At 71.8% G+C, this 25,296-nt stretch carries 23 protein-coding genes and 1 pseudogene; 13 read left to right on the top strand and 11 right to left on the bottom strand.

The genetic code is table 11. The features are described from left to right. The first annotated feature begins 203 nt into the window (after positions 1–203). Both mptB and FNV62_RS57540 read left to right on the top strand, forming a co-directional pair. On the top strand, positions 204–1,616 hold the full coding sequence (gene mptB / locus FNV62_RS09300; RefSeq protein ID WP_144315052.1) for a polyprenol phosphomannose-dependent alpha 1,6 mannosyltransferase MptB: 1,413 nt from the start codon (positions 204–206) through the stop codon (positions 1,614–1,616). Further along, positions 1,613–2,998, top strand: a complete 1,386-nt coding sequence (locus tag FNV62_RS57540) for a glycosyltransferase 87 family protein (protein ID WP_144315051.1) — start codon at positions 1,613–1,615, stop codon at positions 2,996–2,998. Before mptB ends, FNV62_RS57540 begins: the two co-directional genes overlap by 4 nt. A 59-nt stretch (positions 2,999–3,057) precedes the next feature. On the opposite strand, the pseudogene FNV62_RS57535 reads toward FNV62_RS57540, so the two are convergent. The 3 genes and pseudogenes from FNV62_RS57535 to FNV62_RS09280 form a co-directional block, all read right to left on the bottom strand. After that, positions 3,058–3,660: pseudogene (locus tag FNV62_RS57535) on the bottom strand (D-alanyl-D-alanine carboxypeptidase family protein); the annotation flags it as partial. 354 nt (positions 3,661–4,014) lie between these two features. Further along, positions 4,015–5,157: a transcription termination factor Rho gene (gene rho / locus FNV62_RS09285; RefSeq protein ID WP_143654528.1), complete on the bottom strand. Its 1,143-nt coding sequence runs from the start codon at positions 5,155–5,157 to the stop codon at positions 4,015–4,017. Positions 5,158–5,442: 285 nt separating this feature from the next. Then, entirely contained in the window at positions 5,443–6,273 is an 831-nt protein-coding gene (locus tag FNV62_RS09280; RefSeq protein ID WP_144315048.1) for a class I SAM-dependent methyltransferase, read from the bottom strand. 189 nt (positions 6,274–6,462) lie between these two features. Between FNV62_RS09280 and FNV62_RS09275 the strand changes: the two genes are divergently transcribed. From FNV62_RS09275 to FNV62_RS09245, 7 genes are all read left to right on the top strand, one after another. After that, positions 6,463–7,692: a cytochrome P450 family protein gene (locus tag FNV62_RS09275; RefSeq protein ID WP_144316445.1), complete on the top strand. Its 1,230-nt coding sequence runs from the start codon at positions 6,463–6,465 to the stop codon at positions 7,690–7,692. A gap of 143 nt (positions 7,693–7,835) precedes the next feature. Next, entirely contained in the window at positions 7,836–8,615 is a 780-nt protein-coding gene (locus tag FNV62_RS09270; RefSeq protein WP_225900213.1) for an SDR family NAD(P)-dependent oxidoreductase, read from the top strand. Between the two features lie 6 nt (positions 8,616–8,621). Further along, positions 8,622–9,035: a VOC family protein gene (locus tag FNV62_RS09265; RefSeq protein WP_097283427.1), complete on the top strand. Its 414-nt coding sequence runs from the start codon at positions 8,622–8,624 to the stop codon at positions 9,033–9,035. 11 nt (positions 9,036–9,046) lie between these two features. Then, complete coding sequence (locus FNV62_RS09260) at positions 9,047–10,591, top strand: MFS transporter (RefSeq protein WP_144315046.1); 1,545 nt, start codon at positions 9,047–9,049, stop codon at positions 10,589–10,591. Between the two features lie 122 nt (positions 10,592–10,713). Continuing rightward, positions 10,714–11,451 (top strand): nuclear transport factor 2 family protein, encoded by a 738-nt coding sequence (locus FNV62_RS09255; RefSeq protein WP_097283425.1) that lies wholly within the window; start codon positions 10,714–10,716, stop codon positions 11,449–11,451. Then, positions 11,448–11,789 carry a YciI family protein gene (locus tag FNV62_RS09250; RefSeq protein ID WP_060896254.1) on the top strand — a complete coding sequence of 114 codons (342 nt, stop codon included), beginning with the start codon at positions 11,448–11,450 and terminating at the stop codon, positions 11,787–11,789. Before FNV62_RS09255 ends, FNV62_RS09250 begins: the two co-directional genes overlap by 4 nt. Then, entirely contained in the window at positions 11,786–13,045 is a 1,260-nt protein-coding gene (locus tag FNV62_RS09245; RefSeq protein WP_205522235.1) for an RNA polymerase sigma factor, read from the top strand. The genes FNV62_RS09250 and FNV62_RS09245 overlap by 4 nt, the downstream gene beginning before the upstream one ends. A 36-nt stretch (positions 13,046–13,081) precedes the next feature. On the opposite strand, the gene FNV62_RS09240 is transcribed toward FNV62_RS09245, so the two are convergent. From FNV62_RS09240 to FNV62_RS09205, 8 genes are all read right to left on the bottom strand, one after another. After that, positions 13,082–13,852 (bottom strand): SDR family NAD(P)-dependent oxidoreductase, encoded by a 771-nt coding sequence (locus FNV62_RS09240; protein WP_097283424.1) that lies wholly within the window; start codon positions 13,850–13,852, stop codon positions 13,082–13,084. Between the two features lie 36 nt (positions 13,853–13,888). Further along, positions 13,889–14,869: a LysR family transcriptional regulator gene (locus FNV62_RS09235; protein ID WP_054233294.1), complete on the bottom strand. Its 981-nt coding sequence runs from the start codon at positions 14,867–14,869 to the stop codon at positions 13,889–13,891. Between the two features lie 154 nt (positions 14,870–15,023). After that, entirely contained in the window at positions 15,024–15,980 is a 957-nt protein-coding gene (locus tag FNV62_RS09230) for a fumarylacetoacetate hydrolase family protein (RefSeq protein WP_144315044.1), read from the bottom strand. A 3-nt stretch (positions 15,981–15,983) separates the two neighbouring features. Beyond that, positions 15,984–17,354: an FAD-binding oxidoreductase gene (locus tag FNV62_RS09225; RefSeq protein WP_144316444.1), complete on the bottom strand. Its 1,371-nt coding sequence runs from the start codon at positions 17,352–17,354 to the stop codon at positions 15,984–15,986. A gap of 8 nt (positions 17,355–17,362) precedes the next feature. Then, complete coding sequence (locus tag FNV62_RS09220) at positions 17,363–18,331, bottom strand: cyclase family protein (RefSeq protein ID WP_144315042.1); 969 nt, start codon at positions 18,329–18,331, stop codon at positions 17,363–17,365. After that, on the bottom strand, positions 18,328–19,332 hold the full coding sequence (locus FNV62_RS09215; RefSeq protein WP_097283420.1) for an amidohydrolase family protein: 1,005 nt from the start codon (positions 19,330–19,332) through the stop codon (positions 18,328–18,330). Before FNV62_RS09215 ends, FNV62_RS09220 begins: the two co-directional genes overlap by 4 nt. After that, positions 19,329–20,453 carry an FAD-dependent monooxygenase gene (locus tag FNV62_RS09210; RefSeq protein WP_143612651.1) on the bottom strand — a complete coding sequence of 375 codons (1,125 nt, stop codon included), beginning with the start codon at positions 20,451–20,453 and terminating at the stop codon, positions 19,329–19,331. Before FNV62_RS09210 ends, FNV62_RS09215 begins: the two co-directional genes overlap by 4 nt. Before the next feature lie 51 nt (positions 20,454–20,504). Then, a complete protein-coding gene (locus tag FNV62_RS09205; protein ID WP_097283418.1) occupies positions 20,505–20,810 on the bottom strand; it encodes an antibiotic biosynthesis monooxygenase family protein in 306 nt (101 codons plus the stop codon). Positions 20,811–21,038: 228 nt separating this feature from the next. Here FNV62_RS09205 and FNV62_RS09200 point away from each other — a divergent pair, with 228 nt between their 5' ends. The 4 genes from FNV62_RS09200 to FNV62_RS09185 are packed head-to-tail and all read left to right on the top strand — an operon-like array spanning position 21,039 to position 25,067. Further along, a complete protein-coding gene (locus tag FNV62_RS09200) occupies positions 21,039–22,013 on the top strand; it encodes a fumarylacetoacetate hydrolase family protein (RefSeq protein WP_144315040.1) in 975 nt (324 codons plus the stop codon). Then, positions 22,010–22,951 (top strand): VOC family protein, encoded by a 942-nt coding sequence (locus tag FNV62_RS09195; protein ID WP_144315038.1) that lies wholly within the window; start codon positions 22,010–22,012, stop codon positions 22,949–22,951. Before FNV62_RS09200 ends, FNV62_RS09195 begins: the two co-directional genes overlap by 4 nt. Before the next feature lie 47 nt (positions 22,952–22,998). Beyond that, positions 22,999–24,300: a histidinol dehydrogenase gene (gene hisD / locus FNV62_RS09190; protein ID WP_144315037.1), complete on the top strand. Its 1,302-nt coding sequence runs from the start codon at positions 22,999–23,001 to the stop codon at positions 24,298–24,300. Continuing rightward, on the top strand, positions 24,297–25,067 hold the full coding sequence (locus tag FNV62_RS09185) for an SDR family NAD(P)-dependent oxidoreductase (RefSeq protein ID WP_144315035.1): 771 nt from the start codon (positions 24,297–24,299) through the stop codon (positions 25,065–25,067). The genes hisD and FNV62_RS09185 overlap by 4 nt, the downstream gene beginning before the upstream one ends. The last annotated feature ends 229 nt before the right edge of the window (positions 25,068–25,296 follow it).

The raw sequence follows: 25,296 nt of genomic DNA, 5'->3' as shown, positions 1-25,296 counted from the left end.
CGGGCGGGGTTCACCCCGTCCCGGCCCGGTGGAGCGCCCCGTCAGGGGCGCGGGGCTGTGACAATATGCGGCTCCGCCGCGTGGGCGCGACAAGCCACAACGCACCCGCACCCGGCGAAGCACCACACGGAGGTAACTCTACGGACCCCGCAGGGAAGGCACGACGTCGCTTTCCGGCCACCCGCCCTTGACACGCTTGCCAAGTGTTGGCCAAGGCTCCCCTCGATCTCCACCGCTGTCAGGCCCTGGGCCTGACCGGTACCGCCTTCCTCGCGCTCGGCGGTGAGACGGCCGGCGCCCTGCCCACGCGGGACTTCCTCGACCCCGGCTCCGCGCGTGCCGTACTCGGCGTGGTCGGGGTCTACTTCGGCGTCGTCCTGCTGATCGCCGCGTGGGTGCTGCTCGGCAAGGTCGTACGCGGCCCGGAGCCGCCGACGCCACGCGCACTGCTCCTGGTGCTCGCCACGTGGGCGGCGCCGCTGCTGCTCGCGCCGCCGCTGTTCAGCAGGGACGTGTACAGCTATCTCGCGCAGGGCGCCATGGTCGACGCGCACATCGACGTGTACGCCAACGGGCCCGCGCAGCTCGGCGGGCCGCTCGCCGACGAGGTGGCACCGGTGTGGCAGCAGACCACGACGCCGTACGGTCCGGTCTTCCTCGCCGTCGCCTCCGCGCTGGCCGGCCTCACCCGCGGGGAGATACCGGCCGGCCTGCTCGGCATGCGCCTGGTCGCGCTGCTCGGCGTCGGCCTGATGGCGGCGGCGCTGCCCCGCCTCGCCCGGCACAGCGGTGCCGACCCGGCCGCCGCGCTGTGGCTCGGCGCGCTCAACCCGCTCGTGTTGCTGCACCTGGTGGCCGGTGCGCACAACGACGCCATCATGCTGGGACTGCTCGGCGTCGGCCTGGTCGCCGCGCGCGGCCGATGGCACCTGCTGGGCGTCGTCCTCATCACCCTCGCCGCACTGGTCAAGGCGCCGGCTGCACTCGGCCTGCTGGCGGTGGTGGCGCTGCGCGGGCGTCGCGGAGTACTGCGCACGGTCCTGACCACGACCGGGGTCGCGCTCGCCACCACGGCCGCGGTGACCGCCGTGACGGGCACGGGGTACGGCTGGGTAGCGGCCCTGAAGACCCCCGTCTCCCCGCACAACTGGTCGCCCACCAGCGTCCTCGGCCGCGCCACCGGCGCCCTGTTGGAGGATCTCGGCAGCGGTCTCGCCCCGCTGGCGATGCCCGTCTGGCACGCGACCGGGCTGGTGGTGACCGTCCTGGTCGTCCTGTTCATATGGCTGCGCCTGCGGCCGGGCCCCATCTACGCGCTGGGCCTGAGCCTGGGCGCGGTCGCCGTGTTCGGACCCGCGATCCGCCCCTGGTACGCCCTGTGGGGCCTGTTCCTCATCGCCGCCGCGGCGCCCAACGGCTCGGTGCGCCACCGGGTCGCGGCGGCCAGTGCGGTACTCGCGCTCGCCGTACTGCCCAGCGGCGGACCGCCGGACGTGGATCAGGTGGTGCTGGCCGTGTCCGGCGGCGCGCTCGCCCTCGTCGTGCTCTGGCAGGCCCGTCAGGCCGCCCGGGCCGAGGAGCCGGCGCAGCCGCCGGTGCTGGGACGGACGGCATGAGAGAACTGGACACCGACGGCCGACGGCTGCTCGGCCTGCTCTCTCTCGCCGTCTCGGTGGGCGTGTTCACCGCGACCGTGCCGCTGCTGCGCGACTGGTTCGATCTGCGCGTCTACTACGGCACCGTCGACGCCTGGGTCCACCACGGCGGCCGGATCTACGACTACTGGGTGCCGGGAACCACGTACGGATTCACCTATCCGCCGTTCGCGGCCGTGACCATGCTGCCGATGGCGCTTGTCGGGCTGCGCATCGCGATCGCCGTCTCCGTGGTGCTCAATCTCGTGGCGCTGGCGGTCGTGGTGTGGATCCTGGTCGGGCCCGCGCTGCGCCGCTACGGCTGGTACGGCTACGCCCTCGCGGCCTGTCTGCTGACCCTGCTCGAACCGGTCCGCGACACCTTCAGTTTCGGGCAGGTCAACCTCCTGCTGCTGGCCCTCGTCCTGAGCGACGCCTGGCTGCTGTCGACCGGCCGGGGACGCCGGGCGGGCGCCGGCATCGGGCTGGCCGCCGCGATCAAGCTCACCCCCGCGCTCTTCATCGGTCTGCTGCTGCTCGGCCGCCGCTGGCGCGCCGCCGGCGTCGCGACGGCCGTCGCCGCCGCGGCCACCGGTCTCGCGGCCTGGGCGGCGCCGGACGCCTCGCGTTTCTACTGGTCCGAGGCACTGTGGGACACCAATCGCATCGGGCGACTCGCCTATGTCTCCAACCAGTCGCTGCAGGGCGTCCTGGCCCGGCTCGCCGCACCGGGCGAACCGAGTCGGGCCGTGTGGGCGGCGACCGCCCTGCTGATCCTGTGCGTGTGGGCATGGCGGACCTCGTGGGCGCTGGCCGACGAGGACTGGACGGCCGCGTTCGCCCTCACCGGGCTCGCCGCCTGCCTCCTCAGCCCGATCACCTGGGTGCACCACCTCGTCTGGCTGCTGCCGTCCTTCGCCGTACTGTTGCACCGGCACCGGGCGCGAGTCGCGGCGGCCCTGTACGCGGTGCTGTGCAGCAGCGTGGTGTGGCTCTGGTTCGACGACTCCTCCGGCCTCGACGGATTCCTCGGCAGCAACACGTACACGTGGATCACACTGGGGCTGTTGCTGTGGCTGCCGGCGGGTCAGTCGCGGGTGGCCCGCACGCCCTTGAGGCGCAGAGCGAGGGCCACTCCGCCCGCGCCCAGACCCGCGGCGCCCAGGATTCCGGCCGCCTCCGGCCAGCCACCGTCGGGTCCGCCCGCGGACCCGGTCCTCGCCTGTACGGGCGAGGCGCCCGCCGCCGGGGCGGGCCGGCTGTCGGGGAGCGATCCGACGGGTTCGACGTGCCCGGCGGCCGCGAAGCCCCAGTCGAGCAGCGAGCGGGCCTCCTCGTACACCGTGGTGCCGCCACCCGCCTGAGGGTTCATCACCGTGACGAGGAGGGTACGTCCGCCCCGGTGCGCGGCGGCGACGAGCGTGTTGCCCGCGTTGGTGGTGTAGCCGTTCTTGACGCCGATCAGGCCCGGGTAGGGCGCCACCCCGTCGGCGCCGGTCAGCAGCCGGTTGGTGTTCTGGATCTGGTACGGGTAGCCGTCGCCGGGGAAGGTGGCCTGGGCGGTGGAGCAGTAGCGCGCGAACTCCGGGTTGCGCAGGCCGGCCCGTCCGAAGACCGCGAGGTCGTACGCCGACGAGACCTGGCCGGGGGTGTCGTAGCCGTCGGGCGACTCGACATGGGTGTCGAGGGCGCCCAGCGAGCGGGCCTTGGCCTGCATCCGGACCGCCGTCCGGTGCCAGCCGCCGTTCATCGCGGCCAGTACGTGCACGGCGTCGTTGCCGGAGTTGAGGAAGACCCCGCGCCACAGGTCGGACACGCTGTAGGTGTGCCCCGCGGCCACGCCCACCAGGCTGCTGCCGTCGCCGATCCCCTCCAGTTCCTCCTCCTTGACGGTGTGCTGGATGCCGGCGGGCAGCGCCGGGAGCACGGTGAGCGCGAAGAGGGTCTTGAGGGTGCTGGCGGGCGGCAGCTTGCGGTGCGCGTCGTGCGCGGCGAGCACCTCGCCGGTGTCTGAGTCGGCCACCATCCACGACAGCGCCGAGATGTCCGGCAGCGCGGGGGCGTCGGACCGTGTGCGTACCTGCGTCCCGGCCCGCTGGAGGTAGGGCGTCTGGGCGGCCATGGGTCTCGGCAGGCCCGTACCGAGGCGGGCGAGGGCCGGACTCGGCGCGAGGGCCAGTGCTCCGGCCACACAGAGGGCGGAGCAGGAGAAGGCGGTCAACGAGACGACCATCCGGGATGGGAATCCGATTGTCATACCGTCAACGTAGGAACGGAGTCGCCGTGCGCCGGGGTGCCAGGCCCGAGCGAGGGGATGCAGTACCCGGATGCCACACGCGGGAGAGGTCCGGGGGTCCGGCGCGGCGGATTCGCGGTGGGGTCAGGCGGTGGGCAGGGTCGGCTGGACCTGACGCAGGAAGGTCGCGTTGTCCGGCGTGGCGCGCAGCCGCTCCAGCAGGGTGTCCAGGGCGGCCTGGGCGTCCCGGGTCTGCAGGGCGCGTCGCAGGCCGCGTACGGCTGTCAACTCGGCCCCGGGCAGGAGCAGTTCCTCGCGGCGGGTGCCGGAAGGGATGATGTCCACGGCCGGGAACACACGCCGTGAGGCGAGGGTACGGTCGAGGCGGAGCTCCATGTTGCCGGTGCTCTTGAGCTCCTCGAAGAAGTAGTCGTCGGCACGGGAGCCGGTCTCCACCAGGGCGGTGGCGAGGATGGTGAGCGAGCCGCCCTCCTCGGCGAGGCGCGCGGCGCCGAAGAACCGCTTGGGACCGTGCACCGCGGCGGCGTCGACGCCGCCGCTGAGGGTGCGGCCACCGGAAGCGGCCGCGTTGTTGTGCGCGCGGCACAGCCGGGTGAGCGAGTCCATCAGGATGACGACGTCCTCGCCCTGTTCGACGAGCCGCTTGGCGCGCTCGACGACGAGCTCGGCCAGGGCGATGTGCTGCTTCGGCGTCTTGTCGAAGGTCGAGGCGTAGACCTCGCCGCGGACGGAGCGCCGCATGTCGGTGACCTCTTCGGGCCGCTCGTCGAGGAGCAGCACGATCAGATGGCATTCGGGGTGGTTGCCCGCGACGGCGGCGGCGAGCTGCTGGAGCAGTACCGTCTTGCCGGTCTTGGGCGGGGCGACGATCAGACCGCGCTGGCCCTTGCCGACGGGGGAGACCAGGTCGACGACGCGTCCGGCCATGCCGCTCGCCGGGTGCTCCAGGCGGAGCCGGTCGCGCGGGTGCAGCGGGGTGAGGTCGTGGAAGTGCGGGCGGCGGCGCAGCTCTTCGGGGGTGCGGCCGTTGATCCGCTCGACCTCGGCGAGGGCGCGGGGTCCGCCGCGTACGCCTTCGACGGTGTCGCCCTTGCGCAGGCCGTGACGGCGGATCAGCGCGGCGGAGACCTGGACGTCGGTCGGCGTGGGCAGGCAGCTCTCGGCGGCGCGCAGGTACCCCTGCCCGTTGTGCGCGATGTCGAGGACACCGGTGGCGTGGGCCGGGAGCTGCTTCTGTACGGGAGGGTGTTCGAGTGTGGTGGTCATGAGAGGTGGTCCTTTCGAGGACGGAAACATGAGGTCATGAAGAAGGGAGGGGTGTGCCGGGGGGAGGCGGCGTGCTCACGCCTCGGTGCGGCGGGGAAGATCACCTGAAGGAGCTACGGCTGACCGCGCTCGGAAGGTGATGCGAAGAAGCTGGTCGCCCGATCGGAAACGCGACGGGCATGTCAGCGAAAGAAGGGGATTCAGCACCGGCGCCCGAGACGGGGCGTACACAAGTGCTGAACGCAGACTACCACGGCCTGTGGCGAAGTGGCTGTGATCTGTCTCTCAACGGTTGGCCAGGAGGCCGTAGAGCAGCGGAATGCGCGGCTCCCCCTCCGGCAGGCGCCACCAGCCGGACGGCGTACGGACCATCTGCGGCCAGCGCGGCCAGGGAAGCTCGTCGCTCTCCCGGAGTCGGCGGATACCGAGTCCCGCTGTCGTCAACGCGTTGATGACCTCGTCCATTCCGTGCATCCACTCGTAACTGTCGGTCGCGCCCTCGACGGCCGGTCCGTCGGTGTACGTGTAGGTCGCGTTCCGGTGCACGGCGTCCCGGCCGCCCAGGTAGTCGTGGCGCAGCAGCAGTTCGGTGCCCTCGCCCTCGGCGGGCTTGGGGCCCAGCGCGTTGAGCAGCGGATGGAACTCGGCGATGTACAACCTCCCTCCCGGGCGCAGCAGTTGAGCGACGACGGTGGCCCAGCGGTCCAGGTCGGGCAGATAGCACAGGGCGCCCTTGCCGGTGTAGATCACGTCGAACCGCCGCCCGTCCAGGGCTTCGACGGCGTCGTACACATTGGCCCGTACGTACGTCACGTCGGCGCCCGCCCGTGCCGCGATGCCGGCAGCGGCCGCCACGGACGCCTCGGAGATGTCCAGGCCGACGGTCCGCGCGCCGCGCTCGGCGAAGGCGATCGTCTCGGTGCCGAGATGGCACTGGAGATGGAGCACGTCGAGGCCGGCCAGGTCCCCGAGGTCCTCCCACTCGAAGGCGGCGAACCAGCGCGCCGGGTCGAGCTTCTCGCCCAGCCCGTAGAACCGGCTGGCGAGATGGACGGGGGTCCGCGCGTCCCAGTTGGCCTGGTTGGCCCGCATCATCCGCTCGTGCTCGTCGGTCATGGAACCATCCAACCGTGGACGCGGGCTCATCCGGGGGAAGAACCGCGGATCGGCGCGTGCGCCCTCGCTGTCGGTCACGAGGCCGAGCGGGCAGAATCCTTCGTCGTAACGGTTCGCAGCGCCCGCGCCCGACTCCCCACGCCCATAAGGAGACCTCCGGTGGACACCTCTCCCGTCATGCCGCACCGCATGGACCCGGCCGGTGGCTGTCCGCACGCCGACAACGCGCGGCTGCTCGAGCGGAGCGCCGTCGCGGCGGTGGTGCTGCCCGGCGAGGTGGCGGGCATGGCGGTGCTCGGTCACGAGGCGTTGAAGGACTTCCTCGCGCATCCCGAAGTCGCCAAGGGCGCCGAGCACTTCACCGCGCTGCGGGAGGGGCGGATAGCGCCGGGGTGGCCGCTCGCGACCTTCGCGACCGTACGGGGGATGACGACCGCGGACGGCGAGGACCACCGGCGCCTGCGCTCGCTCGTGAGCAAGGCGTTCACCGCGCGCCGGGTCGAGGAACTGCGGCCCCGGATCGAGGAGTTGACGGCGGGACTGCTCGAAGAACTCCGGGCCGCGGCCGAGCGGGACGGCGGAGTCGCCGATCTGCGGCGGCACTTCGCGATGCCGCTGCCCATGGGGGTCATCGGGGAACTGCTCGGGGTGGACGCGGAGCACCGCGACCGGCTGCACCACCTGTCGAACCAGGTGGTCGCCACCGACATCGGCCCCGAGAAGGCCCTGGCGGCCAACCGTGAACTCGTCGCCGTGCTCGCCGCCGTGGCCGTCGCGCGGGGCGAGCGGCCGGGCGACGACCTCACCAGCGCGCTGATCGCCGCCCGGGACGAGGAGGGCGATAGGCTCAGCCAGGAGGAGCTGATCGGCACCCTGGTACTGATGATCATCGCGGGGCACGAGACCACCCTCAACCTCCTCACCAACGCGGTACGGGCGCTCTGCGGCCATCGGGACCAGCTGGAGCTGGTCATGAAGGGCGAGGGCGGGGTGGGCTGGGCGGACGTGGTCGAGGAGACCCTGCGCTGGGACGCGCCCGTCAGCTACTTCCCCTTCCGCTATCCGGTGCGGGACCTGACCGTCGACGGCACGGTGATCCCCAAGGGGACGCCCGTGCTGGCCGGTTACTCGGCGGCGGGGCGCGACCCGTCCGTGCACGGCCCGGACGCCGACCGCTTCGACGTCACCCGGCCCGGCAGGTCCGGCGCCGCCCGACACCTCTCCCTCGGGCACGGCGCCCACTACTGCCTCGGCGCCCCGCTGGCACGCATGGAGGCGACCATCGCCCTGGAGCGGCTGTTCACCCGCTACCCCGACCTCGACCTCGCCGTGACGGAGGCGGAACTCTCCCGGCACTCCAGTTTCGTCGGCAACAGCGTGCGCGCACTTCCGGTACGGCTGGGCACCTCCCACGGCTGACCGCGCGCATACCGCCGTACGCCACCGCACCGCATACCAGCCATACGACACCGCGATGCCCCTGCGCCGACCCTTTTCTTGTTCTGGTCAATGGCCGTCCCTACGCTTCCAGCACCGCACACCGGCGGCACTGGACAAGGGACATGGCAATCATGGGTCGACTGGCCGGAAAAATCGCTTTCATCAGCGGAACGGGGGCCGGAATAGGGCGGGCCGCGGCCCAGGTATTCGCCGCGGAAGGCGCCACCGTATTCGGCTGCGACCTCGATGCCGACGCCGCCGCGGAAACGGTGGAACTCGTCGAGAAGGCCGGCGGTGTCATGCGGTCCCTCGCCCCGGTGGACCTCTCCACCGAGGCGGGCGCCCGTGAGTGGATCGACGCGGGGATCGAGGTCCTCGGCGGGATCGACATCCTCTACAACAACGCCTCCGCACTGCGGAACGGGCCGTTCGCGACCATGCCGGCCGAGGACTGGTACTTCACCATCAAGAACGAGCTCGACATCCCCTACTTCTGTACGCAGGCGGCCTGGCCGCACCTGATCGCCCGCGGCGGCGGAGCCGTCCTCAACGTCGCCTCGGTGGCCGCCGTCCGGGGCGCCCCCTTCATGCCGATGGTCCCGCACGGCGCCGCCAAGGGCGGGGTGCTGGCGATGAGCAAGCATCTGTGCGCGGCCGGCGCCCCGCACCACATCCGGGTCAACACCATCGCCCCCGGTATGACCCGCACCTCCGCGACCGCGCCCTTCCTCGACGACCCGGACGGACCGAAGGCGCAGCTGGAGGCGCGGATCCCGGTGGGCCGGGTGGGGGAGCCCGAGGACATCGCGCGCGCCGCCGCCTTCCTCTGCTCCGACGAGGCGGCGTTCGTCAACGGCGCCAACCTGATGGTCGACGGTGGCGACAGCGCGATGGCCGGCTGAGCGCCGGTGACCGTCCGACTCGACCACGTGGGCGTCAACGTACGCGATCTGCCCGCCCAGACCATCTGGTACCAGGAGGCGTTCGGACTCAGGACCGTCTTCGAGTTCACCCTCGAAGGACCCGGTCTGAGCGCCGTCGTCCTGGAACATCCGCACGGCTGGCGGATCGAACTCCTCGCCAGGTCCGGATCCGCGCCGGGGCTGCGGGCCCCGGACCCGCTGACCGCCGCCCTCACCGAGGGATACGGGCACTTCGCGGTCACCACCCCGGAACTCGACCCCGTCTACGCGGCCTTGGTGGCGCACGGAGCGGGCGAGGCCATGAAACCGGGCCCTTCCCCCGAACCCGGTATTCGCATGGCCTGGGTCACCGACCCCGAGGGAAATCTCATCGAACTCATAGAGAAAAACGCAGAGTGAGGGCACGCACGATGACGGATTCCATCTCCACGGCCTCTTTGAAGAAACTGGACCTCGGAACACTCATAGCCTGCTGTCTCGCAGTCGCCGCCGCGCAACTGTGCATTACCGTTCCGTCCCCCATCAATGGTGAAATCCAGGCCGCCTTCGGGGCGTCCGGTTCCCAGGTCGCCTGGGTCACGTCCGCCTTCATTCTCCCCACCGCCATTCTTGAACTGAATTTCGGTGTGGTCGGAGACCTCTTCGGCCGCAAGCGCCTGCTGGTGCTCGGCGGCCTCGTCCTGGCGCTCGGTGAACTCCTCAACGCCACCTCCCAGAACATCACCATGATGTGGACCGGACAGGCGCTGGCCGGTATCGGCGCCGCGGCACTCTTCCCCAGTTCCCTCGCGGTCATCGCGGCCGCCACCCCGGACGGCAAGGACCGCGCCAAGGCGGTCTCCACCTGGGCGCTCAGCATCTCCCTCGCCTCCGCGGTGGGACCGCTGTCCTCCGGGGTGCTCGCCACGGTCGCCGACTTCCGCTGGGCGTTCGTGCCGCCCGTCGTCCTCGGCCTGGCGGTCGCGGTCGCCTGCTGGAAACTGGTCACCGACTCCAAGGCCCCCGAGGGCCGCGCCCTGGACTGGCCGGGCCAGATCACCATCGCCGTCGGCCTCACCGCCCTGCTCTGGGGCATCATCGAGGGCGGCGACCGCGGCTGGGGCAGCGCGGCGATCGTCGGCTCGCTGGCCCTCGCGGCGGTGGCCCTCGTCGGCTTCGTCGTCGCCGAGACCCGCGCCGCCTCACCCATGTTCAACCTGGACCTGCTGAGGATCCCGTCCTTCGCCGCGGCGGCCGTCGTCGCCCTGGCCGGCATGTTCGGCTTCATCGGCACCGCGTACTGCGTCTCCATCCGCCTCGGCGCCGTGATGCATCTGAGCGCGCTGCGCGCCAGCATGCCGTTCGTGATCCTCCAGCTGATCCCGCTGCTCCTGGCACCGGTGCTCAGCAGGATGCTCACCCGCGTCGACGCCCGCTGGCTCCTGATGGGCGGACTGCTGCCGATGGCCGCGGGACAGTTCTGGATCGCCGCACTGCCCATCACCACGACCTCCCTCGCCGCCTTCATCGGCCCGGTGCTGCTGCTCGGCATCGGCTTCATCTGCGTCGTCTCCTCACTGACCTCGGCCGCCGTGAACGCCGTACCGATCCACATGACCGGCATGGCCAGCGGCGCCACCAGCCTGGTCCGCGAGTTCGGCCAGGGCCTCGGCCCGGCCGTCATCAGCACCATCGCGATGAGCGCCGCGTCCTCCGCCCTGGTGGGCAAGCTCAACGGCGCGGACGCCGGCATGGAGGCCGCCGCGGGCCCGCTCGCCGTGGTCAACGCGGGCAGCGACAGCGCCAGGGCCGCCGCGCAGACCGCGCTCGGCCACGGCATGGCCCTCGGCGTGGTGATCTGCGGCTGCGCCTCCCTGCTCGGCGCGCTGGTCACCCTGCTGCTGGTGCGCAAGAACACCGCCCGGGCGGCGGTCGGCGCCGGCGGTGAGCCGTCGGTGCGGGCGGCTACCGCGTAGCGCGGAACTTCACGGAGAGGCCGGGACCCGGGTCCCGGCCTCTCCGCGTGCCCAGGGTGTCGATTCGGCGCGGTCCCGTTCGTCGGTGGGGTGTAGGAAGTTCATGAGCACCGGGAGGAACCATGAAGTACATGTTGCTGGTCTGCGGCGACGACACCGCCGACGCCTCGGGCATGGCCCCCGTCGAGCCCTGGGTCGAGGAACACGGCGCCCGCAGCGGCGTCCGGCTGCACGGCCACCGGCTTCGGCTCCCCGCCGAGGCGGTCACCGTGCGGGTGCGCGACGGCGAGGTGCTGCGCACCGACGGGCCGTTCGCCGAGACGAAGGAGTACGTCGCCGGATACGACATCCTCGACTGCGACAGCCTGGAGGAGGCCGTCGAGGTGGCCGCGCAGCACCCCGTGGCGACCATCGGCGCCATGGAGGTGCGCGCCTTCTGGGACGACGAGGACGCCGAGACCGAGATCCGTCGGCTCGACGCGGAACTCACCGCCGCCGGCCGGGATCGGGACTTCGACCGGGCGATGGCCTGCTACGCCCCCGACGTCGAGGTGTTCCACCCCGTGAGCGGTCTGGAACAGAGCGGCGTCGAAGCCCTGCGCAAGGCGGAGGAGCTGTGGTTCTCCACCCTGAGCGGGCCCGTGCACCGCGAGGTGTCCGACTTCCGCGTACGGATCGACGAGAGCGTCGCCTTCAGCCACGCGCTCGTACGGATCCGCGCCACGCTCGCCACCGGTGAACCGCTCGACACCACCGCCCGGGTGACCACCGGCTACCGCGCCGCGGGCGACCGCTGGCAGATCGTCCACCAGCACACCTCGATCCCGTTCGACACCGGCGTCACGGAGGGCCTGTCATGAAGTACGTCCTGTTCATCTGCACTCCCGTCGGCGGCGAGGAGCTGAGCCCCGCGCAGATCGCCGACGATCCCCGCTTCACCTCGTACATCGACGAGGTCCGCAGCCGCGACATCGTCAAGGGCGGCGCACGGCTGCGACCGTCCACCGACGCCACCACCGTCCGTGTCCAGGGCGACGAAGTCCTGCTCAGCGACGGGCCGTTCGTGGAGTCCAAGGAGTACGTGGCCGGCTTCGACCTCATCGAGGTCGCCGACCTCGACGAGGCCATCGCGCTCGCGTCCCGGCATCCGGCGGCGCTGGGCGGCGGCTCGGTCGAGGTGCGGCCGGTCTGGGAGTGAACGACATCGGCGAAGTGGAGGCGGCGGTCGCCGCCGCCTTCCGCGAGGAATGGGGTCAGGTCGTCGCCACCCTGATCAGGGTGACCGGCGACTGGGACCTCGCCGAGGAGTGCGCACAGGACGCCTTCGCCCAGGCCCTGGACCGGTGGCGGCGCGACGGAGTGCCGCGCCGCCCCGGCGCCTGGCTCACCACGACCGCACGCCACCGGGCCTTGGACGTGCTGCGCCGCGAGGCGGTGGGGGCCCAGAAACTGCGGGAGGCGGCGGTGCTGGCACGGGACGAGGGGCCCGGGGACCCCGAGTACGACGGCGACGACAGCGGCGTCCGGGACGACCGGCTGCGCCTCGTCTTCACCTGCTGCCACCCGGCGCTCCCCATCGAGGCCCGGGTGGCACTGACCCTGCGCACCCTCGCCGGACTCACCACCCCCGAGATCGCCCGCGCCTTCCTCGTGCCCGAGGCGACCATGGCGCAGCGCCTGGTGCGCGCCAAACGGAAGATCCGCAACGCCGGCATCCCCTACCGCGTACCGCCCGCGCATCTGCTGCCCGAACGCACCACCGGCGTCCTCGGCGTGGTCTACCTGCTCTTCAACGAGGGGTACGCCGCCACGGCCGGCGCCGACCTCGTGCGCACGAACCTCTGCGCGGAGGCCGTCCGGCTCGCCCGGGTCCTGGCCCGACTGATGCCCGACGAACCCGAGGTCCTCGGTCTGCTCGCCCTCCTGCTGCTGCACGACGCCCGGCGCGCCACCCGGGTGGACGCGGCCGGCGAGCTGGTGACGCTGGAGGACCAGGACCGTACCGCCTGGGACAAGGCCGCCGTCGACGAGGGCGCCGCCCTCCTGGAGAACGCCCTGCGCCGCGGACGCCCGGGGCCCTACCAGATCCAGGCCGCCATCGCCGCCTGCCACACCACCGCCGCGACGGCCGAGGACACGGACTGGGCCGACATCGCCGCGCTGTACGGGGAACTGGCGCGCTTCGTGCCCTCCGCCGTGGTGCGGCTCAACCGTGCGGTGGCGGTGGGCATGTCCGAGGGCCCGGAAGCGGGGCTGGCGCTCGTCGCGGAGCTGGAGCGGGAGGGCGAGCTGGACGGCTACCACCTGCTGCCCGCCACCCGCGCGGATCTGCTGCGCCGCGTGGGACACCCGGCGGAGGCGGCCGAGGCGTACGACCGGGCGCTGGAGCTCGTGGAGAACGCCGCCGAGCGGCGCTTTCTGGAGAAGCGGCTCGCGCAGTGCCGATCGGCGTAGGAACCCGTCCGGGGCGACCGTCCCCGGGCCGGGTGGTCACACCGAGTCGAGCGCGTTCGTGATCGCCTTCACGCCGCCGTGTGCGGAGTAGCCGCCGTCCACGGTGATCTCCGCGCCGTTCACGTAGGACGACTCGTCGGAAAGTAGATACACGACCAGCGGAGCGACCTCCTCGCAGCTGCCCGGGCGGCCTTGCGGAGTCATCGAGAGGTGCGCCCGTGTGAAGACCGGGTTGGCCGTCGCCATCAGGGGCGTCTCGATGTAACCGGGGTGGATCACGTTCGTACGGATGCCGCGCGGCGCCAGTTCCAGCGCGGCCACCTTCGACAGGCCCCGCAGCGCCCACTTGCTCGCCGTGTACGCCACCGCGTGATGGGCGGTGAGACCGGCCACCGAGCCGACGTTCACGATCGAGGACCCTGGGGGCATCAGCGGGGCGAGGGCCTGGACGCCGAGCATCGGGCCGGTGGTGTTCACCGCGAACGCCCGGTTCCAGTCGGCGAGTTCGACCGCGCCGAGGCGGGCCCGCATGGGGATCCCGGCGTTGTTGACGAGCCCGTGCACGGCCTCCAGGGAGGTCGCCAGGGCCGCCCAGTCGTCCGGGGACGACACGTCCAGGTGGTGGTAGCGCACGTCGAGGCCCTCGGCGCGCAGGGCGGCGGCGAGCTTCTCGCCGGGCTCGTCGAGGACGTCCGTGGCGACCACCGAGGCACCCTCGTGGGCCGCCGCGGCCACCTCCACGGCTCCCTGGCCCTGTGCGGCTCCGGTGACGACGACGGTACGACCGGCCAGGCGCGTGCGGCTCACGGCTTCCTCCAAGGGGGCGGGGGTTCGCTCCCCACGCTAGGAAGCCGGGGCCAGCTCCGGAAACGCGCGTTCGCCATGGCTGGCATCCACGTCGGCGATCTCCGCGGGCGCGGGATCGTCCAGCGACGCGCCCACCTTGCGGACCGTCTCGCGCAGCCACCGGTGCGCGGGATCCGCGTGCCGGTTGTGGTGCCAGTACATGGCCTCCACGAGCGGCACGTCCGGGAACGGCGTCGGTACGACGGCACAGCGGGCGAAGCCCTCGTAGCGCCGGGCGAGCCGCTCGGGCACCAGGGCGACCAGGTCGGTGCCGCTCACCAGGAACGGCAGCACGTTGAAGCCGGGCGTACTGACCTGCACCCTGGGCGTGATGCCGAGGGTCTCCAGCTGGCGGTCGGCCGGAGTGAGCTTGCCGATGCCGCACGCGGCGTGCGGCATCTCCGCCAGGTCGCGCAGGGCGAGCCGCCCGTCCACCAGCCGCGGGTTGTCGGGGTCGACGAGACACACGAACCGGTCGTGCATCACGGCCTCGCTGACCCCCGGCAGCTGGTACCCGAGCGGCACGATCATCAGGTCGTGACAGCGCAGATGGGTCTCCGTCTCCAACTGCCCGTCCACGATGGGGTGGAAGTCGATGCGGACGCCCGGCGCCTCCTGCGCGATGGCCCGCAGCAGCGGCTCCACGAACACCGTCATCACATAGTCCGACATCACCACCGAGAAGCGCTGCCGGCTGCGTGCGGGCTCGAAGTGCCGGGTCAGCGAGAGCGCCTCCTCGGCCTTGTGCAGGGAGGCCTGGACGACCGGCAGCAGGCGCTCCGCGAGCGGCGTCAGCTCGTACTCGCGGCCCACCCGCACCAGCAGCTCGTCGTTGAAGTGCCGCCGCAGCCGGGCCAGCGAGCCGCTCATCGCGGACTGGCTGGTGGACAGCCGCACCCCGGCGTGGGTGACGTTCTTCTCCTCCAGGAGGGCTTCCAGCGCCACCAGGAGATTCAGGTCGATCGCTCCGAGACCCATGTGTGTCTCCTTCCGGCCGCGTCGTTGAAGCTCGGTGAAACGGGAGCGTAACGACCGGGTTCCCGCCGAGGAAGGGTCCGGGGGACAACTCACAGGGATCCGATGGCTGCCATCGGATCCCCGGATGTGTGCAGGTCGAAAGGGGTACGGAGGGTTACGGCCGGGGCGTCCGGCCGCGCTTGCGGGCCCGCGGCAGATACACGTCCGCGCGCCCGGGGACGATCCGGTTGGAGACGCTGCCGAGGCGCTCCACGGTGAGCGTCACCTCGTCGCCGGGCTTCAGGGGCGGCGGCGTACGTTCCCCGACGCGTCCCCAGAACTCCGCGAGCGCCCCCCAGCCGCAGGTGCCCGAGCCGAGGATGTCGCCGGGGCGCACCCAGGCGTCACGGGTGGCGTAGGCGACCATCTCCTCGAAGGTCCAGGAGACGTTGGCGAGGGTGTCGCGGCCGATCAGCTCGCCGTTCAGGGTGACCGTCATCTCCAGGTCGAGGAAGCCGTCCGGGTCGCGCCGGTCCGCCACTTCGTCGGCCGTGACCAGATACGGGCCGAGGGTGTTCGCGAAGTCCTTGCCCTTGGAGAAGCCGAGACCGAGGTTCTTCTCCGGCTTCTGCAGATCGCGCGCCGACCAGTCGTTGAAGACGAGATAGCCGACGATGTGCTCGCGGGCCCGCTCGGGCGTGAGGTCCCGGCCCGCACGGCCGACGACCGCGCCCACCTCCAGCTCGAAGTCGAGCACCGAGCAGCCCGCAGGTACCGGAACGTCGTCGTGCGCGCCGTAGGCCGCGTGCGGGTTGGTGAAGTAGAAGTTCGGCGCCCGGTACCACTCCTCGGGCACCTGCTCCAGGCCGTCCAGCGACCTGGCGACCCCCTCGATGTGCGCCTCGAAACCGACGAAGTCCCGGATGGACGGCGGCTTCAGCGGGGGCAGCAGACGCACCTGATCCACCGTCAAGTCACTCTCGACGGAGAGCGCTTCGCCGCCGGCGGCATGAAGCGTCTGCTGCTCGACGAGCGACAGGACGGTCGTGCCCGGCGGGAGCGGATGGATGATCCCGTCCCGCACGACCCCGGCGCGCTCCACACCCTCGTACGCGTATGTCGTGAACCGCATGCCCTATCGCTCCCAGTCGTTGGTGTTGGTGACGGGCCCGGCGCTCAGATGGCCCACGAAAAGGCCCTTCGGGTCGCGAGCCGCCCGGATCTCCTGAAGCCGCTCCCACTGCGCGTCACCCATGAACCTCAGCTGCCGCACGGTGAAGTCGGAGTCCCCGAGGTACTGGCCCGCGGTCACCGGCCGCATCGCCGCCATCGCCTCGTCGAGCCAGCCGCGCAGCTCGGCGTCGCGCCCGGGATCGTCGTGGACGACGTAGGTGGCGCAGTAGATCTCGGACTGCAACGAGAAGGCCATGTCCGGGAGTTCACGCAGCGGGGCCATCGAGAACCAGATGGTGAAGGTCCGCCGGGTCGGCTGCTCGGTGAACGCCTTCCGGATCGCCGGCACGACCTCGGCGGCTGACCCGGTCAGCCAGGCGTTGTCGACGAGATAGCGGTGGCCCTCGGGGTTGGCGAGGCGCTGGCCCCGAAGCTGTTCGGCCAGGGTGGTCGGCTGCGCCTCGATCCGCAGCAGCGCGCGGTCCGCGTACGGGTTGGCGTGCAGCGGGGCCAGCGCCTCGGCGGCCTGCTCGGCGGTGTCGGTCATCGACACGCCCGTGACCAGCAGCACCGGCCCGTCCCCGGTGGGCGGGGTCTGTGTCAGGGCGACGATCTCCACCAGGTCGGAGACGGTGTGGTGCATGCCGTGCAGCCAGGTCATGACCTCGTCGAAGAGGCCCAGTGGGTAGGCGTGGACGGTGTGCGCCAGATGCATCGGCAGCGGGCGGGTGCGCAGATGGAAGCGGGTGACGACCCCGAAGAAGCCAGGACCCGCGCCGCGCGCCGCCCAGAACAGGTCGCTGTGGTGCGTCTCGTCCGCACGCACCAGCTCGCCCTCGGCGGTGACGACGTCGATCGCGACGACGTTCTCGGCCGCCCAGCCCCAGCCGCGCGCGTTCCAGCCCTGTCCGCCCTGGAGCAGAAAGCCGCCGATGCCGACGGAGGGACAGTGCCCGCCGTTGAAGAAGCGCCCGAACTCTCCGAGATACGGGTTGAGCTCGTCGCCGCCCTTGATGCCGGGGGTCGCCGTCACGATCCCGGTCCGCGGGTCGTACGCCATCTCGCGCAGGCCCCCGAGGTCGATCAGCAGCGCGTCCGCGCGCACCGACCAGGCGGCCCAGCTGTGCCCGCCGGAGCGGACGGCGACCTGCCAGCCCCGCTCCAGGGCGAGGCGTACGCCGTCGACGACGTCCTGTTCGGACCCGGCCGTCAGCACGGCGGCGGGGGTACGGTCCGACGGCCGGTGGGCGTTGAAGACCCGGCCGAAACACGCCTCCGCGAAGTCCGCGTCGCCGGGGAAGCGGAGGGTGCCTGAGAAACGGTCGATGTGCACGCTCGTACTCACTTGATCGCGATCGGATTGACGGGGGCGCCCACCGCGCCGGTGACCGGCAGCGGCGCCGCGATCAGCAGGAACTCGTGGACACCGTCGGCGGCGCAGTCCTCCGCCAGCTCCTCCAGGTCCCACATCTCACCCAGCGGGAGGCCCATGTTGGGGATGGCGATCTGGTGCAGCGGGGACATCGCGGGCTGGGCGAACTCGTACGGGCGTACTTCGAGTCCCCACGTGTCGGAGGCGATCGCGGCGATCTCCGTACGGTGCAGCCAGCCGAGCGTGGTGAAGGAGAGGCCCGGGGCGTCCCCGGCGGCGTAACCGCCCCACGCGCCGAGTCGCCGTACTCGCCCCAACTGCCCTGTCCTGATGAGGACCAGATCGCCGCGCCGTACGGAGGAGGTGGCGCCCTGCGCCTCGATCGTGGCGCGCAGATGCTCCTCCAGGATCGCGAAACCGTCCGGGAGTTCGCCGTGTTCGTCGCCGACGGCGCGGCCCACGTCGAGCAGGACACCGCGCCCGGTGAAGGCGTCCTTCATGTGCTCGATGCCGGTGACCGAGTCCCCGTCGCCGTTGACGATGGTGCACGGACGCCCGTTCCAGGCCTGCTTGTTGTCGTAGATGTGCCCGAGGCCGTCCCACTGGGTGGAGGCCTGGAGCGGCATCACGACATGGTCGTCGGCGCCCCCGAAGCCGTGCGGGAAGCCCTGCGTCCCGGCGGCGGCGTCCGAACCGGTGTCCTTCATGTAGTGGACGGGGTTGATCCGGCCACGGAAACCGCGCTGCGGACCCCCCTCGTTGAACTCCTGGGAGAGCGAGAACGACCGGCCCCGCCGGACCAGGCCCGCCGCGTGCGCCCGTATCGCGTCGTCGATGAAATTGAGCGTGCCCAGCACGTCGTCCTCACCCCAACGGCCCCAGTTCCGGTAGGCGGAACGGGCCTTGGCGAGCTCTTCCTCAATCGGACCCAGGCTCATCGAGTACGTCCTTTCTGCAGCAGGTCGAGAGCGTTGCCCCCGGCGACGGCGACACGGTCGGCCGAGGACAGCCCGGCGGCGTCCAGCCGGGCCACCGGGTCCTCGACGCCCATGTCGAAGGGATGATCGGTGCCGAGGACGACCCGGTCCGCGCCGACCTCCTCGACCAGATGGCGCAGTCCGCCCGGGGTGTAGACGAGCGCGTCGAACCACATGCGCCGCAGATACGCGCTCGGCGGCCGAGCGCAGCCGCGCGCGTCCTCGCGCATGTGCCAGGCGTGGTCGGAACGGCCGATGTACGTCGGCAGATAGCCCCCGCCGTGCGCGGCGACGAGCTTGAGGCGCGGGAAGCGGTCCAGGACACCGCTGAAGATGAGGTGCGAGAGCGCGACCGTCGTCTCGAGGGGTTGCCCGACCGTGTTGCCGAGGTAGTGCGTGGCCAGCCGTTCCCCGAGCGAGCAGCCCCAGGGGTGCACGAGGACGACCGCGCCGAGTTCCTCGACCCGCCGCCATACGGGGTCGTGCGCGGGGTCCGCGAGTTCCCGTCCGTCCACGGTCGTGGACACGCTGATCCCGTACAGGCCGTACTCCGTGACCGCCTTGTCGAGCAGCGCGACGGCGAGGTCGGGATGCTGGAGCGGGACCGTGCCCAGGCCGTACAGCCGCTCCGGCGCCACCGCGCAGTGCTCGGCCACGGCCTCGTTGACCGTGCGCGCCAGGCGTACGGCGAGATCCGCGTCCGCCCAGTAGTGGTGCATCGGCATCGGGCCGACCACCTGGAGGTCGACACCCATCGCGTCCAGGTCGGCGAGCCTGGTCGTGACATCCGTCAACCTCGGTGCGAGACGCTGAAGTTGGGCGCGGTTGACCGCCAGCGACGTGGGGGAGTGCGCCCGCGCTTCGGCGGCCAGCTCGGCGGCCAGGCCGGGCGTGCCCGCGCACAGCGCGTCGGCGGCGGGGACGGCGAGGTGACCGTGGAAGTCCACGACGGGGACGTTCATGCGGCGGCCGTCAGATAGTCCAGGGTCTCCGACATGATCCGGCCGGGGTCCGCGCCGGGCGTCTCCGGATGGATCTCCCAGTCGGCGAGCCGCAGCGAGTTCTCCAGCACCACCCGCACCCTGGGCAGCCGGCGCGCCATGAACGTGTCGAGCGCCTTCTCCAGGGGCGCCCCGCCGGTGACGAGTTCCGCGAGCACGACCGCGTCCTCGGCGCACATCGCGGCGCCCTGCGCGATCAGCGGCGGGCAGGCGTGCGCGGCGTCCCCGATGATCACCGTACGGCCCCGGTACCAGGGCTCGTCGACGAGGATCGCCTCGATCCACCGGTAGTCGACCGGGGTGTCCTGCGGCAGCGAGGCGAGGATCCTGCCCCAGGTGCCGCCGTACCCGGCGCCGCGCTCACGCAGCAGCGACAGCGGGGCGCGCGGACCGATCAGCGAGGCGTCGAGGTTCTCGTCGAGCAGGTAGGCGTAGCACTGGTCGGGCGAGATCGGGCTGTAGCCGGCCTTGTAGCGCGGTCCGCCGTAGTAGACCTCCGCGCAGTCCATCTCGGGCGGCCGCTGCGCGACCACCCGGAAGATCGACATACCCACCGGGCGGGGCCTGGTGGTGATGCCGATCAGCTGCCGCATCCGCGAGTTGATGCCGTCGGCGCCGACCACGAGGTCGTAGCGGCCACTGGTGCCGTCGGTGAACGTGACGTCCACATGGCCGGGGGACTGGTCGAGCTTCGCCACGCTCAGCGCGAGCCGGACGCGCACCCCCCGCGCGTGGACCGCGTCGCACAGCGCGTCCTGAAGGTCCGAGCGCAGCGCGCCCGCCGTCGACGGCAGCTCGGCACCGCCGGTGTGCGGGGTGCGCAGCTCGGCGAGCAGTCCGCCGTCGGCCCGGCGCAGCCGCATCACGTCGAACGGGACGGCCCGGGCGAGCACCCGGTCGAGCACGCCCACCGAGCGCAGCGCCTTGAGCGCGTTGCCCTGGACGGTGATGCCGTGGCCCACACCGAACCACTGGGGCGATATCTCGGCGAGCTCGACCTCGGCGCCCCGCTGGGCGAGCGCGAGCGACAGCACGCTACCGGTGATGCCGCCGCCGACGACGAGCACCTTGTGTACGGCCATGGGCGATCCTTGCGAACGTAGAAGAAGAACAGAGGTGCGGGCGGGGTGCGGTCAGGCGGTGAAGCGGCCGCCGAGCGCGCGGTAGTGCGCGACGGCGGGCGGCTCGGCGAAGAACGGCCCGACCAGGGCGCGCCACCGCTGGAAGCGCTCGGAGCTGCGGAAGCCGACCGTGTGCGCCTCCACGGACGTCCAGCCGACCAGCAGCAGATAGCGGTCCGGGCGCTCCTCGCAGCGCAGCAGCTCGGTCCAGCGGAACCCGTCCGCCTCGGCGAGCACCTCGCGGGCCTTGTCGAAGACGGCCTCGAAAACCCGCTCACGACCGGCTTCCACAGTCAGTTCGGCATGCTCGACGATCACACTCGCTCCTCAGGTCCGATGGTGCTCCGAGCCTGCTCGGAGGGTCGTTGCAGGGTCAACGGATCGAGGCATCGGCAAGGGGGACGTCATCCATCCCGTACGACGATGGGCCGCTGATCACACGGCCTCCCGCCCCCTGATGGCAGGCATCGCGGATCGCCATTTCCGCCCCGCCCCCGCGCTGCCTAGCGTCGACGGCAAGCCACCCGCCGTACGAGGAGACAGCCTGTGCCCGACCGAATTCCCTCCCACACCGGGCCGTTCGCCCTCGGCACCTTCGGGGACGGCTCCCTGGTCTTCCCGGGCCTGGTCGTCGGGCCCCGGGTACGCGACCTGTCCGACCTGGCCCCGTCCGTGCGCGCGGTCGTCGAGGACTGGGAGGCCCTCTTCCCGCGCCTGGCCGGCCTCGCCCAGGAGACCGCCGGCGCCTGGCACGCCCTGGCCGACCTCCGCGTCCTCGCCCCCATCGAGCCCGGCCAGGTCCTGCAGAGCGGCGCCAACTACCGCAAGCACGTGGTGGACCTGGTCGCCGCCGAGAAGGAGAGCGTGCACGGCGCCACGCCCGAGGAGGCCCGCGCGGACGCCGAGCGGATGATGGACGAGCGGATCCGCAGCGGCGTCCCGTACGTCTTCCTCGGCTCGCCCCGCGCGATCTGCGGCCCGTACGACGACATCGTGCTGCCCGCGCTCGGTGAGCAGCACGACTGGGAACTCGAACTCGCCCTCGTCATCGGCAGGACGGGCAAGCACATCCCCGCCGAGGACGCGATGTCGTACGTCGCCGCCTACACCATCTGCAACGACCTCACCACCCGTGACCGGCTCTACCGGCCCGACCTCAAGGCGATCGGCACCGACTGGTTCACCGCGAAGAACGCCGACACCTTCCTGCCGACCGGCCCCTTCCTCGTACCGGCCGCCTTCGTCGGCAACCCCACCGAAGACGCGGACGTCCGGATCACCCTGCGCCACAACGGGACCGTGCGCCAGGACGAGTCCACCAAGGACATGATCTTCGACATTCCCCGGCTCATCGCCTACGTCTCCACGACCACCACCCTGCGCCCCGGCGACCTGCTGCTCACCGGTTCCCCGGCGGGCAACGGCGCGCACTGGGGTGTCTTCCTCCGGCCCGGAGACGTCATGGAGGCGGAGATCACGGGCCTCGGCCACCAGCGCAACACCGTCAGGAGCGGACAGTGACCAGCACCTTCCAGCCCATCACCCATCTCCGCCATGTCGACCTGGCCGTACCGGACTTCGCCCGGCAGCGCGCCTTCTACGGCACCACCTGGGGTCTGACCGAGGTCGCCGGCGACAGCGGGATCGCCTTCTTCGCCGCCGAGGGCAGCCCCGAGCAGTACATCGTCCGCATCCGCGAGGACGAGCGGAAGCGGATGGACCTGGTCGCCTTCGGCGCCGCCTCACCGGCCGCGGTGGACGAGCTGCATCCGCGCCTCGGGCGGTCCGGGGTTCGACTCATCGGCGAGCCGGGGGCTTTGGACACGCCCGGAGGCGGCTACGGCTTCCGCTTCTTCGACCCGGACGGCCGGGTCGTGGAGGTGTCGGCCGACGTCGAGACGCGCGCACACCGCAGGATCGAGGAGCGCGAGGCGATCCCGGTGCGCCTCTCGCACTGCGTGGTCAACTCGCAGGACCCGGAGAGGCTGAGGGACTTCTACGTCCGGCACCTCGGATTCCGGCTCACCGACACCCTGTACTCGCCGCACATGGGCGACCTCATGTACTTCCTGCGGTGCAGCCCGCTCCACCACTCCTTCGCCATCGCGCGCGGACCCCATGTCTCCCTGCACCACGCCTCGTTCGAGATGCGCGGAGTGGAGGAGTACATGCGCGGTACGGGGCGGGCACTGCGCGCCGGGACCCGGCTCACCTGGGGTCCGGGCCGCCATCTCGCCGGCGACAACACCTTCTCCTACTTCCACGACCCGCACGGCAACACGGTCGAGTACACGACCGAACTCGCGGTCCTGGAGGAGGACCTGTGGCACCCGGGACGCCACGACGTGGACGACCCGATCACCCAGGACCAGTGGGGCACCGCCGACCCCATGAGCGAGTCGGTGGCCAAGGAGCAGTTCAACGATCCCGACGTGCTGTTCGTCGCACCCCCCGTTTAGGGCCTGTCCGCCGACCGCCGTCAACCACCCGCAGAGAGGCCGCAGTTGTGGCAACGATCCTGAAGCACGCCGTACCGGGGGCGGAGGTCACCGCCTCGCTCGACCAGGTGCGCGAGACCGTGGCGGGCGTCATCGCGGACGTCCGCGAGCGCGGCGACGCGGCCGTGCGCGCGTACTCCGAGAAGTTCGACCGGTGGAGCCCCGACGCCTTCCGGCTCTCCGCCGAGGAGATCGAGAAGATCGTCGCCTCGGTTCCGCGCCAGGTCATCGACGACATCCGCTTCGTGCAGGACCAGGTGCGCTCCTTCGCCCGCCACCAGCTCGACTCGATGGGCGAGTTCGAGGTGGAGACCCTGCCGGGCGTCAGGCTCGGGCAGAAGCACATTCCGGTGCGGGCGGCGGGCGCGTACATCCCCGGTGGCCGCTACCCGCTCACCGCGTCCGCGCACATGACCATCGTCACGGCGAAGGTCGCGGGCGTGCCGCGGGTCGTCGCCTGTACGCCCCCGATCCACGGCGAGGTCCCCGCGGCCACCGTCGCCGCCGCGCATCTCGCGGGTGCGGACGAGATCTGGCTGCTGGGCGGGGTGCAGGCCGTCGCCGCGATGGCCGTCGGCACGGACACGATGGAGCCGGTGAACCTGATCGCCGGGCCGGGCAACGCCTATGTCGCCGAGGCCAAGCGGCAGCTGTTCGGCGAGATCGGCATCGACCTCTTCGCGGGCCCGACGGAGATCCTGGTCCTCGCCGACAGCGCCGCCGACCCCTTCGTGTGCGCCGTCGACCTGCTCTCCCAGGCCGAGCACGGCCCCGACTCCCCGGCCGTCCTGATCACCACCTCCCGCGAGATCGCCGAGAAGACCATCGCCGAGGTCGAGCGGCTCCTCCCCGGCATGCCCACGCGCGATTTCGCGGAGCCCGCCTGGCGCGACCACGGGCAGGTGCACGTCGTGGACTCCCGCGACGAGCTGTACGCGCTCGCCGACGCGTTCGCCTTCGAGCACGTCGAGGTCCTGACCGCCGAGCCGCGCGAGGCCCTGCGCAGGATGACGCAGTACGGCGCGCTCTTCCTGGGCGAGGGCACCTGTGTGTCCTTCGGCGACAAGGTCATCGGCACGAACCATGTGCTGCCGACCCGGGGCGCCGCCCGCTACACCGGTGGCCTGTGGGTGGGGAAGTACCTCAAGACGGTCACCTATCAGGAGGTCACGGACACCGGCTCGGGGGCCCTGCTCGGCCGGCTGTGCGGGCGCGCCTCCCGCGTCGAGCTGTTCGAGGGGCACGCCCGCTCCGGTGACGTACGGGCGGCGAAGGCCGCGGGCGACGAACTGCCGTGGAACACGGCATGACCCTCCACGGGCGTACGGCACTGATCACGGGCGGCGGCGGACCGCTGGGGCGGGCCTTCGCGCTCGCCCTGGCGGGAGCCGGGGCCAGGGTGATCCTCGTCGGCCGCGGCGAGCGGGCTCTCGCGGACGCCGCGGCGCGGGTGGCCAAGGCGGGCGGAGGGGCCCGTACGGCGGTGTGTGACGTCTCCGACCCGGAGTCGGTGCGCGCCCTGGCCCTCGAACTCGCCGACGAGGAGGTGTCGTTGCTCGTCAACAACGCCGGAGTCGCGGGACCGGTACGCCCGCTCACCGACGTCGAGCCCGAGGAGTGGGACGAGGTGTTCGCCGCCAACGTCCGCGGGGTGTACCTGATGTGCCGAGCCTTCCTGCCGCCCATGATCGCGGCCGGCGGCGGTGACATCGTCAACATCGCCTCCGTGAGTGGGAAGCGGCCGCTGCTGAACCGCACCCCGTACACCGCCTCCAAGATGGCGCTCCTCGGTCTGACCCGGACGCTGGCGGGCGAGGTCGGGCCGCACGGTGTCGCGGTCAACTCCCTTTCTCCCGGGCCGGTTCGGGGGCCGCGCATGGATCGCAACTTCCGGCTGACGGCAGAGCTGACCGGGACGAGCGTCGAGGCCGCCGAGCGGGACTTCGCCTCGCGCGCCGCGCTGGGCCGGCTCGTGGAGGAGGACGAGGTCGCCCGGGCGCTGGTGGCGATGCTCGCGATGCCGGGGCTGTGCGGGGCGGACATCGACCTGTCGGCGGGGATGGTCGCACCGGCGTAGTCCCGGGCGCGGCGAGCACGGTGGGCACGGTGCGGCGGACGGCTCCAGGTCGTCCGCCGCACCGACGTGTGCTCCCCGCCGACCCGTCTGTGAACACGCTGTGTGACGGCCATGAAGCGGGCCGCACGATCCGAGACATCGCCCTCCGGTATGTGTCCACAAGGTGGCTATTCCCTTGTGTGCAGGGCTGATTGACTTTCTCACGCGCACCTTTGGTGCCTCCGCCCGA

The organism is Streptomyces sp. RLB3-17 (assembly GCF_007113425.2).
Lineage (GTDB): Bacteria > Actinomycetota > Actinomycetes > Streptomycetales > Streptomycetaceae > Streptomyces > Streptomyces mirabilis_D.
The sequence above is the reverse complement of the archived record's forward strand: the minus strand, read 5'-3'. Positions and strand labels throughout refer to the sequence as shown.